The 12,868-nt window shown below is 64.5% G+C and carries 12 protein-coding genes; 1 reads left to right on the top strand and 11 read right to left on the bottom strand.

Annotation, left to right across the window (positions count from 1 at the left end; all coding sequences use genetic code 11):
- Nucleotides 1-5 precede the first annotated feature (5 nt).
- Together BMW89_RS01770 and miaA are read right to left on the bottom strand one after the other, a co-directional pair.
- Entirely contained in the window at nucleotides 6-1,781 is a 1,776-nt protein-coding gene (locus BMW89_RS01770) for an acetolactate synthase 3 large subunit (protein ID WP_092022084.1), read from the bottom strand.
- Between the two features lie 329 nt (nucleotides 1,782-2,110).
- The gene (gene miaA / locus BMW89_RS01765) at nucleotides 2,111-3,067 is read right to left on the bottom strand and encodes a tRNA (adenosine(37)-N6)-dimethylallyltransferase MiaA (protein WP_092022082.1); all 957 of its coding nucleotides are present in this window, start codon (nucleotides 3,065-3,067) and stop codon (nucleotides 2,111-2,113) included.
- An 11-nt stretch (nucleotides 3,068-3,078) separates the two neighbouring features.
- On the opposite strand from miaA, the gene serB reads away from it, so the two are divergent.
- On the top strand, nucleotides 3,079-3,984 hold the full coding sequence (gene serB, locus BMW89_RS01760) for a phosphoserine phosphatase SerB (RefSeq protein WP_092022080.1): 906 nt from the start codon (nucleotides 3,079-3,081) through the stop codon (nucleotides 3,982-3,984).
- A gap of 133 nt (nucleotides 3,985-4,117) precedes the next feature.
- Here serB and BMW89_RS01755 read toward each other — a convergent pair whose 3' ends face one another.
- The 9 genes from BMW89_RS01755 to BMW89_RS01715 all read right to left on the bottom strand — a co-directional run bounded on the left by BMW89_RS01755 (nucleotide 4,118) and on the right by BMW89_RS01715 (nucleotide 12,866).
- Nucleotides 4,118-5,608, bottom strand: coding sequence for a Do family serine endopeptidase (locus tag BMW89_RS01755; protein WP_092022077.1), 1,491 nt, complete (start codon nucleotides 5,606-5,608; stop codon nucleotides 4,118-4,120).
- Nucleotides 5,609-5,750: 142 nt separating this feature from the next.
- Nucleotides 5,751-5,957, bottom strand: a complete 207-nt coding sequence (locus tag BMW89_RS01750) for a DUF2065 domain-containing protein (protein ID WP_092022075.1) — start codon at nucleotides 5,955-5,957, stop codon at nucleotides 5,751-5,753.
- A gap of 70 nt (nucleotides 5,958-6,027) precedes the next feature.
- Complete coding sequence (hflC, locus tag BMW89_RS01745; protein ID WP_092022073.1) at nucleotides 6,028-6,924, bottom strand: protease modulator HflC; 897 nt, start codon at nucleotides 6,922-6,924, stop codon at nucleotides 6,028-6,030.
- Nucleotides 6,921-8,057, bottom strand: coding sequence for an FtsH protease activity modulator HflK (gene hflK / locus BMW89_RS01740; RefSeq protein ID WP_092022071.1), 1,137 nt, complete (start codon nucleotides 8,055-8,057; stop codon nucleotides 6,921-6,923). The genes hflC and hflK overlap by 4 nt, the downstream gene beginning before the upstream one ends.
- Before the next feature lie 159 nt (nucleotides 8,058-8,216).
- Nucleotides 8,217-8,726: a dihydrofolate reductase gene (locus tag BMW89_RS01735; protein ID WP_092022069.1), complete on the bottom strand. Its 510-nt coding sequence runs from the start codon at nucleotides 8,724-8,726 to the stop codon at nucleotides 8,217-8,219.
- Complete coding sequence (locus BMW89_RS01730; protein WP_092022067.1) at nucleotides 8,726-9,211, bottom strand: GNAT family N-acetyltransferase; 486 nt, start codon at nucleotides 9,209-9,211, stop codon at nucleotides 8,726-8,728. Before BMW89_RS01730 ends, BMW89_RS01735 begins: the two co-directional genes overlap by 1 nt.
- A 5-nt stretch (nucleotides 9,212-9,216) precedes the next feature.
- Nucleotides 9,217-10,011 (bottom strand): thymidylate synthase, encoded by a 795-nt coding sequence (locus BMW89_RS01725; protein ID WP_092022065.1) that lies wholly within the window; start codon nucleotides 10,009-10,011, stop codon nucleotides 9,217-9,219.
- A gap of 171 nt (nucleotides 10,012-10,182) precedes the next feature.
- A complete protein-coding gene (locus BMW89_RS01720; protein WP_092023309.1) occupies nucleotides 10,183-11,154 on the bottom strand; it encodes a tripartite tricarboxylate transporter substrate binding protein BugD in 972 nt (323 codons plus the stop codon).
- Nucleotides 11,155-11,300: 146 nt separating this feature from the next.
- Nucleotides 11,301-12,866 (bottom strand): tripartite tricarboxylate transporter permease, encoded by a 1,566-nt coding sequence (locus tag BMW89_RS01715; protein WP_092022063.1) that lies wholly within the window; start codon nucleotides 12,864-12,866, stop codon nucleotides 11,301-11,303.
- Nucleotides 12,867-12,868: the final 2 nt, after the last annotated feature.

Raw genomic sequence — 12,868 nt, 5'->3', positions numbered from 1 at the left:
CAACCTCACACCAGCGCCTTGCCGCCGGCGAACGCCTTGGCCGTGGCCTCGTCGTTGGCCTGCTCCGGCAACAGCATCTCGTTATGCGCCTTGCCGGAGGGGATCATCGGGAAGCAATTTTCGAGCGCCGCGACGCGGCAGTCGAACAGCACCGGACGCTTGACCGAGATCATCTCCTGGATGGCGCCGTCGAGATCGCCGGGCTTGTGCACCTGGAAGCCGACGCCGCCATAGGCCTCCGCGAGCTTGACGAAATCCGGCAGCGCCTCCGAGTAGGAATGCGACAGCCGGTTACCGTGGAGCAGCTGCTGCCACTGCCGCACCATGCCCATGTACTGGTTGTTCAGGATGAAGATCTTGATCGGCAATTCATACTGAACTGCCGTCGACATCTCCTGCATCGTCATCTGCACCGAGGCATCGCCCGCGATGTCGATGACCAGGCTGTCCGGATGCGCCACCTGCACGCCGACCGCGGCCGGCAGGCCGTAGCCCATGGTGCCAAGACCACCGGAGGTCATCCAGCGATGCGGCTCCTCGAAGCCGAAGAACTGCGCCGCCCACATCTGGTGCTGGCCGACCTCGGTCGTGATGTAGGTATCCTTGCCGCGCGTCGCCTCGAACAGGCTCTGGATCGCGTGCTGCGGCAGGATGACGTCGTTGCTCTTCCGGTAGTAGAGCGAGTTGCGGGCGCGCCACTGCGCGATCTGCTGCCACCACGCCTTGACGTCGGGCTTCTTCGCCTCCGCCTTGAACACCTGGAGGATGTCGCCGAGGATGTTGGCGCAATCGCCGATGATCGGCACGTCGACCCGGATGTTCTTGTTGATCGAGGACGGATCGATGTCGATATGGATCTTCTTCGAGTTCGGCGAGAACGCATCGACCCGGCCGGTGATGCGGTCGTCGAAGCGCGCGCCGACGCACAGCATGACGTCGCAATCATGCATGGTCATGTTGGCTTCGTAGGTGCCGTGCATGCCGAGCATGCCGAGCCAGCTCTTGCCTGACGCAGGGTACGCGCCAAGACCCATCAGCGTCGAGGTGATCGGGAAGCCGGTGACTTCGACCAGCTCGCGCAGCAGCTTCGTCGCTTCAGGGCCGGAATTGATGACGCCGCCGCCGCTGTAGATCACGGGACGTTTTGCGTTCGCCAGCAGCGACACGGCCTTGCGGATCTGCGTCGCATCGCCCTTCACGCGCGGCGCGTAGGAGCGGTGCACGTCGGATTTGCGCGGCGGATGATAGGTGCCGGTCGCGAACTGCACGTCCTTGGGCACGTCGACGAGCACCGGGCCCGGACGACCCGTGGTCGCAACGTAAAACGCCTCGTGCAGCACTTTTGCGAGATCATTGACGTCGCGCACCAGCCAGTTGTGCTTGGTGCAGGGACGCGTGATGCCGACGGTGTCGCATTCCTGGAAGGCGTCGTTGCCGATCAGATGCGTCGGCACCTGACCGGAAATACACACCAGCGGGATCGAATCCATCAGCGCGTCGGTCAGCGGCGTCACCATGTTGGTGGCGCCGGGGCCGGAGGTCACCAGCGCAACGCCCGGCTTGCCGGTCGAGCGCGCATAGCCCTCGGCGGCGTGGCCTGCGCCCTGCTCGTGGCGGACCAGGATGTGCTGGACCTCGCTCTGCTGGAAGATCTCGTCATAGATCGGAAGCACCGCGCCGCCGGGATAGCCGAAAATGTCGGTCACGCCGTGATCGATGAGCGCGCGGACAATCATCGCGGCGCCGGTCATCTGGTTCGGATCGTGGCTCTTGTCGCTCATTGGCTTGCTCCGGATGCGCTGTTGCCAGCGGCTTCGTTCGTGTCGGGTTCAGGAAATAAAAAAGGCCCCGAAGAGGGACCCTGCACACCGCCTGTCATGTGGATGGCAGCTAGCCACCCCCGGCGGTGTGCCTGGGTACGACGGCGATAAGGAGCTTGGTAATAATGTTGCGCATGGTGGACGCTCGGCTTCCCAAAGGTTGCGCGAAACATAGCGACCAAAGCCCCGATGTCAAGGCAAAGCGGTCGTTCCCGCGCGATTTTGGCAGTGTAGCGGCGTTCCCGGGGTTCGGCGAGAGGTAAATGCGGGAGCGCCGGCACAAAACCACGTCAACCGGGGTCCCGGGCCGCGTTGACGATGGCAGCGAGCCAGCCCCTCGCCTCCTCCGGCTTCACCCATTCGAACTCCGGCAATTGATGCCGGAACCAGGTGAATTGCCGCTTGGCGTAGTGACGGGTATCCGCCCGCCCGATCGTGGCCGCCTCGTCCAGACTCATCTCACCGCGCAGATGCCGGATCAGAGCCGGCACGCCATGGGCCTTCATGGCCGGCAAGAGCGGATCGAGCTGCCGGGCGGCGAGACGCTCGACCTCCCTCAAGGCGCCGGAGCCGAGCATGGCATCGAAGCGGGCGTCGATACGGGCGTAAAGCTCGTCGCGCTCGGGGGCGAGGAACACCGCGCGAAAACTGTCCTTCGGCAGCAAAGGCGGCTGGCCCTCGCGGTGCCAGTCGAGCAGCGAGCGCCCGGTCGCCTCGACCACTTCGAGCGCGCGCGCGACGCGGGTGCGGTCCCGCAGGTTCAATCGCTCGGCCGCCTGCGGGTCGCGCCGCGCGAGTTCCGCATGCAGCGCCTCGACGCCGTTCCGCTCCAGCCGCGCGCGCACGTCGTCGCGGACCTCGGCGGGGATCGGCGGCACCACCGAGAGCCCCGCCGTCAGCGCCTTGAAATAGAGCCCGGTCCCGCCGATGAAGATCGGAAGCCGGCCTTCGGCATGGGCCTCTTCGAGAGACTTTGCCGCGTCGCTCACCCAGGCACCGGCCGAGAAATTCACGGCCGCATCGACATGGCCGTAAAGGCGATGCGGAACGCGCGCCTCGTCGCCATGTGTGGGACGTGCCGTGATGATGCGCAGGTCACGGTAGACCTGCATGGAATCGGCATTGATCACGGTGCCGCCCGCGCTGAGGGCAAGCTCCAGCGCCAGCGCCGACTTGCCGCTGGCGGTCGGGCCTGCGATAAGCACGGCCTTGCCAACATGGCTTCTGCTGACTTGCCCCTCGCTCACGAAAACCTCAAATGTCCCTCGTCGCCACGCTGATCTGCAATCCCGATAGTCCCGCGCTCGACTCGACCATCGTCGACGGCGCCCGCGCCGTGCTGCCTCAGGCGGCTCCCGCGCATTGGTTGTTCGACGGGGTTGCGGTCGACATCCCCTTCGGCGCCGACAGTAACCTCGAAGCCGACCGTCACGCCATCGAACAGCGGTTGCGCGAGCTTCGCGGCGACCTGCCGATCGATATCGTGGTGCAGCCAACAGGCGTCCGGCGCAAGAAGCTTTTTCTCGCCGACATGGATTCCACCATGATCGGCCAGGAATGCATCGACGAGCTCGCCGATCTCGTCGGGATGAAGGCCCATGTCGCCGGCATCACCGAACGCGCGATGCGCGGCGAGATCGAGTTCGAGCCGGCGCTGCGCGAGCGCGTCGCACTCCTGAAGGACCTTCCCGCCGGCGTCGTCGACAAGGTGCTGGCCGAACGCATCACGCTGACGCCGGGCGGCAGCGCGCTGGTCGCGACCATGCGCGCGCACGGCGCCTATACTTGCCTTGTCTCCGGCGGCTTCACCCTGTTCACGAGCGCGGTCGCCGCCAAGATCGGCTTCCAGGAGAACCGCGCCAACGAGCTCGTCGTGCGCGACGGCAAGTTCACCGGCGAGGTCAAGGAGCCGATTCTGGGCCGCGCCGCCAAGCTTGCGACGCTGATAGATTTGATGGAGTCGTTCGATCTCGACGACATCGACTCGCTGGCGGTCGGCGACGGCGCCAACGATCTCGCGATGATCCAGGCGGCGGGGCTGGGTGTGGCGTATCACGCCAAGCCTGCGGTCGCCGCTGCCGCAGCGGCGCAGATCGACCACGGCGACCTCACCGCGCTGCTTTATGCGCAGGGGTATCGGCGGGAAGAGTTCGTGGAGGCGTAGCCTCTCTTGTTGCGCGCACACCAGCCGTAGGGTGGGCAAAGGCGCTCTCGCGCCGTGCCCACCGCTCTTGCTGCTACGATAGAAGGTGGTGGGCACGCTTTCGCTTTGCCCACCCCACGGGACTGTGCGTCCCCTACTGCACGCTCAGCGCCACAAAGCGCAGCTCGCCGTCGGCATTCGAGACCAGCAGCAGCACGGACTTCTTGCCGTCCTTCTTGAGCTGGTCGACCCGTTTCTGGATGTCGGCGCCGCTTGCGACAGATTCCTGCGCGACCTCGACGATGACGTCGCCGGCGGAGAGACGCTTCTCGGCCGCATCCGAACCGGCATCGACATTGGTGACGACCACGCCCTTGACGCTGTCCTTGATCTTGTAGCGCGTGCGCAGATCCTTGTTCAGCGCGGCGAGATCGAGGCCGAGCGCCTTCTGCGTCACCGGCTTCTCCGGCGCCGGCTCGTCGGTCTTCACCGCGGCCTGCACCTTGTCGGGATCCTGGAGGCGGCCGAGCGTGACCTTCTTGGTCTCCTCCTGGCCCTTGCGGATGACGATGACATCGACCTCCTTGCCGACCGCGGTGTCGGCGACGACGCGGGAGAGATCCTTGGGGTCCTTGACGTCCTTGCCGTCGAACTTGACGACGACGTCGCCGGGCTCGATGCCGGCGGGCTTGGCCGGGCCCTTGTCATCGACGCCGGCAACCAGCGCGCCGCGCGGCGGCTTGATGTTGAGGCTCTCGGCGATCTCGTCGGTGACGCTCTGGATGCGCACGCCCAACCAGCCGCGACGCAATTCGCCGAACTGGCGGAGCTGGTCGACGACACCCGCGACCGTCTTCGACGGCACGGCGAAGCCGATGCCGATCGAGCCGCCGGAGGGCGAGATGATCAGGGTATTGACGCCGATGACGTCGCCATCGAGGTTGAACAGCGGACCACCGGAATTGCCGCGATTGATGGCGGCGTCGGTCTGGATGTAGCTGTCATAGGGGCCCGAGGAGATGTCGCGGTTCTTGGCCGAGACGATACCTGCGGTCACGGTGCCACCGAGGCTGAAGGGGTTGCCGATCGCGACCACCCAGTCGCCAAGCCGGAGCTTGTCGGAGTCGCCGAACTTCACCGAGATCAGCGGCTTCGGCGACTTGAACTTCAACACCGCCAGGTCGGTCTTCTTGTCGACGCCAACCAGCTCGGCCTTGATCTTGGTGCCGTCGTTGAGGATGACGTTGATCTCGTCGGCGTCCGCAATGACGTGGTTGTTGGTGACGACGACGCCTGATGTGTCGATGATGAAGCCGCTTCCGAGCGAGTTGGTCTTGCGCGGCGGACCGTTGTCGCCGCCCTTGCTGCCGCCGGGCCCCTTGCGGTTCTTGAAGAAGTCGTCGAAGAACTCTTCGAAGGGCGAGCCGGGCGGCAATTGCGGCATGCTGTTGCTGCCGCCGCCCTTGGCTTCGACGGTCTGCGAGGTCGAGATGTTGACGACCGCGTCGATCACCTTCTCGGCGACATCGGCTATGCCCTCCGGTCCGCGCGCCTGAGCCGGCGTGCCGAACGCGCTGAAAGCACCGACAGCGAGCGCGGCCAGCCCTAAGCGCAAGCGGGACGGGGCAATGATGGCTGCGGTCATTGGTATCTCCAGAAAAAAGATTCGGCGCCAGACTGCGCTCGAACGGGGGGACGGCGCAAGCGCGGACCTTAACGGGCCTCAAGACCCGGATAATATGGCCAAAAACCGGCCTCTCGCCTTCACTTTGGCGTTGGCGCGACGCTTAAATCGGACGACGCATCACCCAGATCAGGATCAGGCCTGCTACCGCCGAACCGATCCCGACCACCCGCAGGACATTGTCCGGCGTGGCGATCGCGCTCTTCATGGCCTTGCGCATCCAGTTCGGACTGGCCGCGAACATCAAGCCTTCCAGCACGAACAGAATGCCCAAGCCGATGAGGAAGTCGGCGAACGCAATGGACCTCATCGGACTGGAACCTCCCGTTGTGCTGTTCTTGTCTGGACGAAGGGCGGCAGAACTGCCGCCCCTGTCTAGCTTACGGTTTCGCCGGCGTCTCGGTCGCCGTCTTGCCGGACGGGTTACCGAAATACCGGAAGAAATTCGAATCCGGCCGCAGCAGGAAGCGGGTGTCGGCCGACTTCAGTCCGTTCTCATAGGCCGTCATCGACCGGTAGAAGGCGAAGAAGTCGGCATCCTTGCCGTAAGCTTCCGCGAACAGGCGATTGCGCTCGGCGTCACCGACGCCGCGCGTCTGTTCGGCGGTCGAGTTCGCTTCGGCAATGATCACCGTGACATCGCGGTCGGCCTTCGAACGCGTTTCCTGCGCCTTCTGGCCGCCTTGCGCGCGGAATTCGGCCGCCTCGCGCTGGCGCTCGGACTTCATCCGGTCGTATACCGCCTGGCTGTTCTGTTCCGGCAGATCGGCGCGGCGAATGCGGACGTCGACGACCTCGATGCCGTAACCGCCGGCCTCGCGATCGAGCTGCTCGCGGATGCGGCCCATCAGCTTCTCGCGTTCGTCACGCACCACGGTGATGAACGAGACCTCGCCGAGCACGCGGCGCAGTGCCGCGTTCAGCAGCGACGTGAGCTGGAGGTTCGCTGCCTGGATCGAGCCCACGCTCTGATAGAAGCGCAGCGCATCCTTGATGCGGTAGCGCGCAAAGGCGTCGACCACGAGCCGCTTCTGGTCAGAGGCAATGACCTCCTGCGAAGGGTTCTCGAGGTCGAGGATCCGCTTGTCGACGTTGATCACGGAGTTCCAGGGCGCCTTGAAGTGCAGCCCGGGGTCAGTAACGACGTCCACCGGCGCGCCGAATTGCAGCACGATGGTCTGTTCGGTCTGCTGCACGGTGAACAGCGACATGTAGGCGACAATCGCGACCAGAAGCGCTGCAAGCAGCGCGACAATGCCAGTAACTGAAGACCTCATCGCGTGCCTCCGCTCGACTGCGGGCCGGTCGTCGTAGGCCTCTTGGCCGACAACTCGCTGAGCGGCAGATAGGGCACGATGCCCTGGCCCGACGAGCCTCCGTCATAAATCAGCTTGTCCGAGCCGCCGAGCACGCGCTCCATCGTCTCCAGATAGATTCGTTCACGGGTCACGTCGGGCGCCTTCTTGTATTCCTCGTAAACTTTCAGGAAGCGGGAGCTCTGGCCCTTGGCCTCGGCAACCGCCTGCTCCTTGTAGCCTTCGGCGGCCTGAATGATCCGCGCCGCGTTGCCGCGCGCTTCCGGCACGACCTTGTTGGCATAAGTCTGCGCTTCGTTTTGCAGCTGCTCCAAATTGGCGCGCGCTGCCTGAACATCGCGGAAGGCATCGATCACCTGTGCCGGCGGATCGACCTTCTGCATCTGCACCTGGGTGATCTGGATGCCGGCGCCATAACCGTCGAGCGTCTTCTGCATCAGATCCTGCACGGTGGTCTCGGTCTGCGTCCGCGCCCCGGTCAGGATCGGCTGGATGTCGGAACGGCCGATCACCTCGCGCATCGCGCTCTCGGCGACCGCCTTCACGGTGCCTTCGGGGTTCTGGATGTTGAACAGGAAGTTGCCGACACCGTTCGGCTTGATGCGCCACAGCACAGTGAAGTCGACGTCGACGATGTTCTCGTCGCCTGTCAGCATCAGGCTTTCTTCCGGCACATCGCGGATGGAGCGACCGCGCCGGGCCGGATCATCGATCAGCGTCATGCCGATGGAAATGGTGGAAACGCGCAGCGCCTTCGGCAGCAGCACCGTTTCGATCGGATAGGGCAAATGATAGTTCAGGCCCGGGTCCACGGTTCGCACGTGCTTGCCGAAGCGCAGCACGACACCTTGCTCTTCAGACTGGACGCGGAAGAAGCCCGACAGCAGCCAGAACGCGATGATGAGCAGGATGATCAGCGTGATGCCGATGCCGGAGAAATAGCCGCCCGGCATCATCTGCTGGAGACGATCCTGGCCGCGCCTCAGAAGGTCTTCCAGATCCGGCGGCCTTGGCCCGACTGGTTGCGGGCCGTTGCCCCATGGTCCCTTCGGACCCGAGCCCCATGGGCCACCGCCCTGATTCTTCCACGGCATTCGACGTTCTCCTCGGCAGACCGGGACTAGAACTAATCCGGCCCGCATTGTCCGGTCCGGCTTTATAGGGGACAGGCAGGTCCCTTACAACGCAGCCCTCGCCGTCCTCCGAGCTATGCTCGGGCACGAAAAAGTCAATGTAAACATTGGCGAAAGGGGTTAATGGGGCGACCGCCGACGATATGTCACATAGGAGTAGTCGGCGCCGTCGTCGGGTCCGGCGGGATGGCGGATGCGCGCGACCTCATCCCATTCCGCCTTGTCGATATCGAAATGCGTATCGCCTTCGGGACGCGCGTGTACTTCGGTGATTTCGAGGCGATCGGCGCGATCGAGCCATTGCCGATAGATCTCGGCACCGCCAATCACGGCGATTTCGGTGACCGAACGCCGCAGGGCATCGCCGCGCGCGACCGCGCCCGCATCGGTGGACGATGTCGTGACGATGGCACCGGCGGCGCGATAGTCCGCGTCGCGCGTGATCACGATGTTGGTGCGGTTTGAAAGCGGCCGGCGCAGGGATTCGAAGGTCTTGCGGCCCATGATCACGGGCTTGCCGATCGTGAGCGCCTTGAAGCGCGCCATGTCGGATTTCATTCGCCACGGGATCGCGTTGCCGGCGCCGATGACGCCGTTCTCCGCAATGGCGACGACGAAGACGATCTCCATCAGGTCGTGCTCCCGGCAAGCCGCGTCAGCGCCGGCCCGGTGACTCGGCACAGCGTCCAGTCGTCCATCATCAGGGCGCCGAGCGATTTGTAGAACGCGATCGACGGCGCGTTCCAGTCGAGCACCGCCCATTGCAGGCGCGACCAGCCGTTGTCGACGCATTCCTTTGCGAGATAGACCAGCAGCGCCTTGCCGAGGCCTTTGCTCCGATGCGACGGCCGCACATACAGATCTTCGAGATAGATGCCGTGGCGGCCGCTGAAGGTGGAGAAATTGGCGAACCAGACCGCAAAGCCGACCGCCTCGCCGTCCCACTCCGCGATCGCGCAATAGAGCTGCGGCCGCTCGCCGAACAGCGCGTCCGCGATGTCAGCCTCGGTCGCCTCAACCTCGTGCGAGAGCTTTTCGTACTCGGCAAGTTCACGGATGAAAGCGAGAACAAGCCCGGCTTCGCCAGGACGCGCGCGGCGGATGTTGAGCGACATCCGCGTCAGACCGCGACCGCCGCCTTGATGTGCGGATGCGGGTCGTAGCCGACGAGTTCAAAGTCCTCGTAGCGGAAGGAGAAGATGTCCTTCACCTCAGGATTGATCCGCATCACCGGCAACGCGCGCGGCGCGCGCGTGAGCTGGAGCCGCGCCTGCTCCAGATGGTTGGAATAGAGGTGCGTGTCGCCAAACGAATGCACGAAGTCGCCGGGCTTCAGGCCCGTAACCTGCGCGACCATCAGGGTAAGCAGCGCATAGGAGGCAATGTTGAAGGGCACGCCGAGGAACACGTCGGCCGAGCGCTGGTAGAGCTGGCACGACAGCTTGCCGTTGGCGACATAGAACTGGAACAGGCAGTGGCATGGCGGCAGCGCCATCTTGTCCACCTCGGCCGGATTCCAGGCCGAGACGATCAGGCGGCGCGAGTCCGGATTGCGCTTGATCATGTCGACCACGTTCGCGATCTGGTCGATGCTGCGTCCATCCGGCGCGGGCCATGAGCGCCATTGATGACCGTAGACCGGGCCGAGATCACCGTTGGCATCGGCCCACTCGTCCCAGATGGTGACGCCGTTGTCGCGCAGATATTTGATGTTGGTGTCGCCCTTCAGGAACCACAGCAGCTCATGCACGATCGCCTTCAGCGGAAGCCGCTTGGTGGTCAGCATCGGGAAGCCGGCGGACAGATTGAAGCGCATCTGATGGCCGAACACCGACAGCGTGCCGGTGCCGGTCCGGTCGGTCTTCTCGGCGCCGTCTGAAAGAATCCGCTCGAGCAGGTCCTGATACTGGTGCATGTGCCAATGTGCCTTTGGGGAGGCGGCGAATTTAACGGCGCCCCCGGCGCTGCGACAGCGGCGATTCGCCGTCCGCACCGATTATACCCGGAAAAAGTGAGTACTCCCGGCGCAAACGACAAGGGGCGGAAGCGACGTTCCGCCCCTCACCTATCGGCTTGAAACTGCTGGCTAAGTTGCCGGCTTGAGCACCGGGGACCACTTCGCGATCTCGTTCTTGACGAGGGTCGCAAGCGCCTCCGGCGTCCGGTCCTTGGGCGGCGGGATGACGCTGCCGAGCTCGAGCAGGCGCTTCTTCACGGTCTCGTCGTCGAGTGCCTTGATGGCGGCGGCGTTCAGGATCGCAATGATCGCGGGCGAGGTTCCCTTCGGCGCGAACATCGCGTTCCAGGCCTGGGCCTGGAACGCCGGCAGGCCGGCTTCAGCGGTCGTCGGCACGTTCGGCAGCGACGGATTGCGCTCCGGCGTTGCGATCGCATAGGCCTTGATGGTGCCGGCGTTGATCTGCGGCACGGCGTTGACGATCTGGTCGCACATGTAATCGACCTGGCCCGCCACCAGCGCGTTCATCGCAGGCCCCGTGCCGTTGAAGGGCACGCCGACCGGCTTGATGTCGAGGATGGAGTGCAACAGCTCGCAGGACACGTGCGAGACCGAGCCGATGCCGGCATGCGCCGCGTTCACCTTCTCGGAATTCGCCTTCACATAAGCGACGAACTCTTTCAGGTCCTTCGGCGGAAAGTCCTTGCGCGCCAGGATCAGGATCGGCGTGCCCGCAAGCAGCGCGATCGGCTCGAAGTCTTTCTCCGGATGATAGGCGAGCTTCGGATAGAGCGGCACCGACGCAGCGTGCGTGCCCATATGCCCGGTGATGAGCGTATAGCCGTCATTGGTGGAGCGCGCCGCACGCGCGGTCGCGGTGGTGCCGCCGGCACCGACGACGTTCTCGATGATGATGCTCTGCCCGAGCGTCTGCGCCATATGCGAGGTGACGATGCGCGAGATCACGTCGGTCGGACCGCCCGCAGCGAACGGCACGACCATGGTGATGCTGCGCGTCGGATAGGTCTGTGCCTGCGCCGGTGCGACAAAGCCGCACAGCGACGCGAGACATGCACCAGCAAGCGCGCGAATGAAGGTCATCTCGATCTCCTGGACACAAACAAAAATGCCGACCACAAGGGCCGGCATTTTCATTTCACGAAGGCGTCACAGGAGTCGATTCGACTTCCGAATGCGGCGCGCGGACGCAGGGCGCCGCGACGACGCAGGCGCGTCGCCCATCACCCTCAGTTCTCGGATTCGGTGAACACCTCGTCGCGCTTGGCCCGCAACGCAGGCAGCACCGTGAGCACCAGGAGGAACGCCGCAATCCCAAGCAGCACGGCCGACAGCGGACGCGTCAGGAACACACTCCAGTCGCCACGCGAGATCAGCAGCGCGCGACGCAGGTTCTCTTCCATCAGCGGCCCCAGCACCATGCCGAGCAGCAGCGGCGCCGGCTCGAAATCGTGCTTGATCAGCCAGTAGCCGACCAGACCGAACACGCCTGCGAGGATGACGTCGACCGGCGCGTTGTTCACCGAGTAGATGCCGATCGCGCAGAAGATCACGATCGAGGGGAACATCAGCCGATACGGCACGCGCAACAGCCGCACCCAGATGCCGACCAACGGCAGGTTGATGATGATCAGCATCAGATTGCCGACCCACATCGAGGCGATCATGCCCCAGACGAGCTCCGGCTGCTTCTGCATCACCTGCGGACCCGGCACGATGCCATGGATGGTCATCGCACCCACCATCAGCGCCATCACCGCGTTCGGCGGGATACCGAGCGTCAGCAGCGGGATGAAGGAGGTCTGCGCCGCGGCATTGTTGGCGCTTTCCGGCGATGCCACGCCCTCGATCGCGCCACGGCCGAACCGCGACGGATCCTTGGCGATCTTCTTCTCGAGCGTATAGGCCGCGAAGGAGGCGATCACGGCGCCGCCACCCGGCAGGATGCCGAGGATCGAGCCGAGCACGGTGCCGCGCAAGATCGCAGGCGTCGAGTCGATCAGGTCTTTCCTGGTCGGCATCAGGCCGGTGATCTTCTGCTGCACGAGATCGCGATTCATCTCGGCGCCGGCGTCGAGGTTGCGGATGATCTCGGCAAAGCCGAACACGCCCATCGCCACCGTCGCGAAGCCTAGTCCGTCGGCGAGCTCCGGAATGTTGAACGCCATGCGCGAGGCGCCGGTCTCGATGTCGGAGCCGACCATCGACAGCAGCAGGCCAAACACGATCATCGCGATCGCCTTCAGCACCGAGCCCTTGGCCAGCACGACCGCGAAGATCAGGCCGAGCACCATCAGCGAGAAATATTCGGCTGGACCGAACGCCAGCGCGAGCTTGGTCAGCGGCGCGCCAAGCACGGCGATGAGCACGGTCGCGACGCAGCCGGCGAAGAACGAGCCGATCGCCGCGATCGCCAGTGCCGGGCCGGCACGGCCCTGCCTGGCCATCTGGTGACCGTCGATGGCGGTGACCACCGATGTTGCCTCACCGGGAATGTTGACCAGGATCGAGGTGGTCGAGCCGCCGTACTGGGCGCCGTAATAGATGCCGGCAAGCATGATCAGCGCGCCGACCGGCGGCAATCCGAACGTGATCGGCAAGAGCATCGCCACGGTTGCGACGGTGCCAATGCCCGGCAGCACACCGACAAGCGTGCCGACCAGTGCGCCAATCAGGCACATCAGAATATTGATCGAAATCGGGAGCGACAGGCCGTAGAGCCACCAAGGTGACCACCAGGAGACCTGAAACACGACACCGAAACCGAGGCTCAGATTGTGGAAGAGATCGAGCATCA

Origin of the sequence: Bradyrhizobium sp. OK095 (genome assembly GCF_900109945.1) — a bacterium.
Classification (GTDB): Bacteria; Pseudomonadota; Alphaproteobacteria; order Rhizobiales; family Xanthobacteraceae; genus Bradyrhizobium.
This window is presented reverse-complemented; position numbering and strand designations above follow the sequence as displayed.

What these genes read in the sequence shown, in the direction of transcription:
- serB (WP_092022080.1), top strand. Translation starts at nt 3,079, where the DNA reads ATGTCCCTCGTCGCCACGCTGATCTGCAATCCCGATAGTCCCGCGCTC.
- BMW89_RS01750 (WP_092022075.1), bottom strand. Translation starts at nt 5,957, where the DNA reads ATGAGGTCCATTGCGTTCGCCGACTTCCTCATCGGCTTGGGCATTCTG.
- BMW89_RS01730 (WP_092022067.1), bottom strand. Translation starts at nt 9,211, where the DNA reads ATGTCGCTCAACATCCGCCGCGCGCGTCCTGGCGAAGCCGGGCTTGTT.
- BMW89_RS01770 (WP_092022084.1), bottom strand. Translation starts at nt 1,781, where the DNA reads ATGAGCGACAAGAGCCACGATCCGAACCAGATGACCGGCGCCGCGATG.
- BMW89_RS01735 (WP_092022069.1), bottom strand. Translation starts at nt 8,726, where the DNA reads ATGGAGATCGTCTTCGTCGTCGCCATTGCGGAGAACGGCGTCATCGGC.
- BMW89_RS01720 (WP_092023309.1), bottom strand. Translation starts at nt 11,154, where the DNA reads ATGACCTTCATTCGCGCGCTTGCTGGTGCATGTCTCGCGTCGCTGTGC.
- BMW89_RS01755 (WP_092022077.1), bottom strand. Translation starts at nt 5,608, where the DNA reads ATGACCGCAGCCATCATTGCCCCGTCCCGCTTGCGCTTAGGGCTGGCC.
- hflK (WP_092022071.1), bottom strand. Translation starts at nt 8,057, where the DNA reads ATGCCGTGGAAGAATCAGGGCGGTGGCCCATGGGGCTCGGGTCCGAAG.
- BMW89_RS01715 (WP_092022063.1), bottom strand. Translation starts at nt 12,866, where the DNA reads ATGCTCGATCTCTTCCACAATCTGAGCCTCGGTTTCGGTGTCGTGTTT.
- hflC (WP_092022073.1), bottom strand. Translation starts at nt 6,924, where the DNA reads ATGAGGTCTTCAGTTACTGGCATTGTCGCGCTGCTTGCAGCGCTTCTG.
- BMW89_RS01725 (WP_092022065.1), bottom strand. Translation starts at nt 10,011, where the DNA reads ATGCACCAGTATCAGGACCTGCTCGAGCGGATTCTTTCAGACGGCGCC.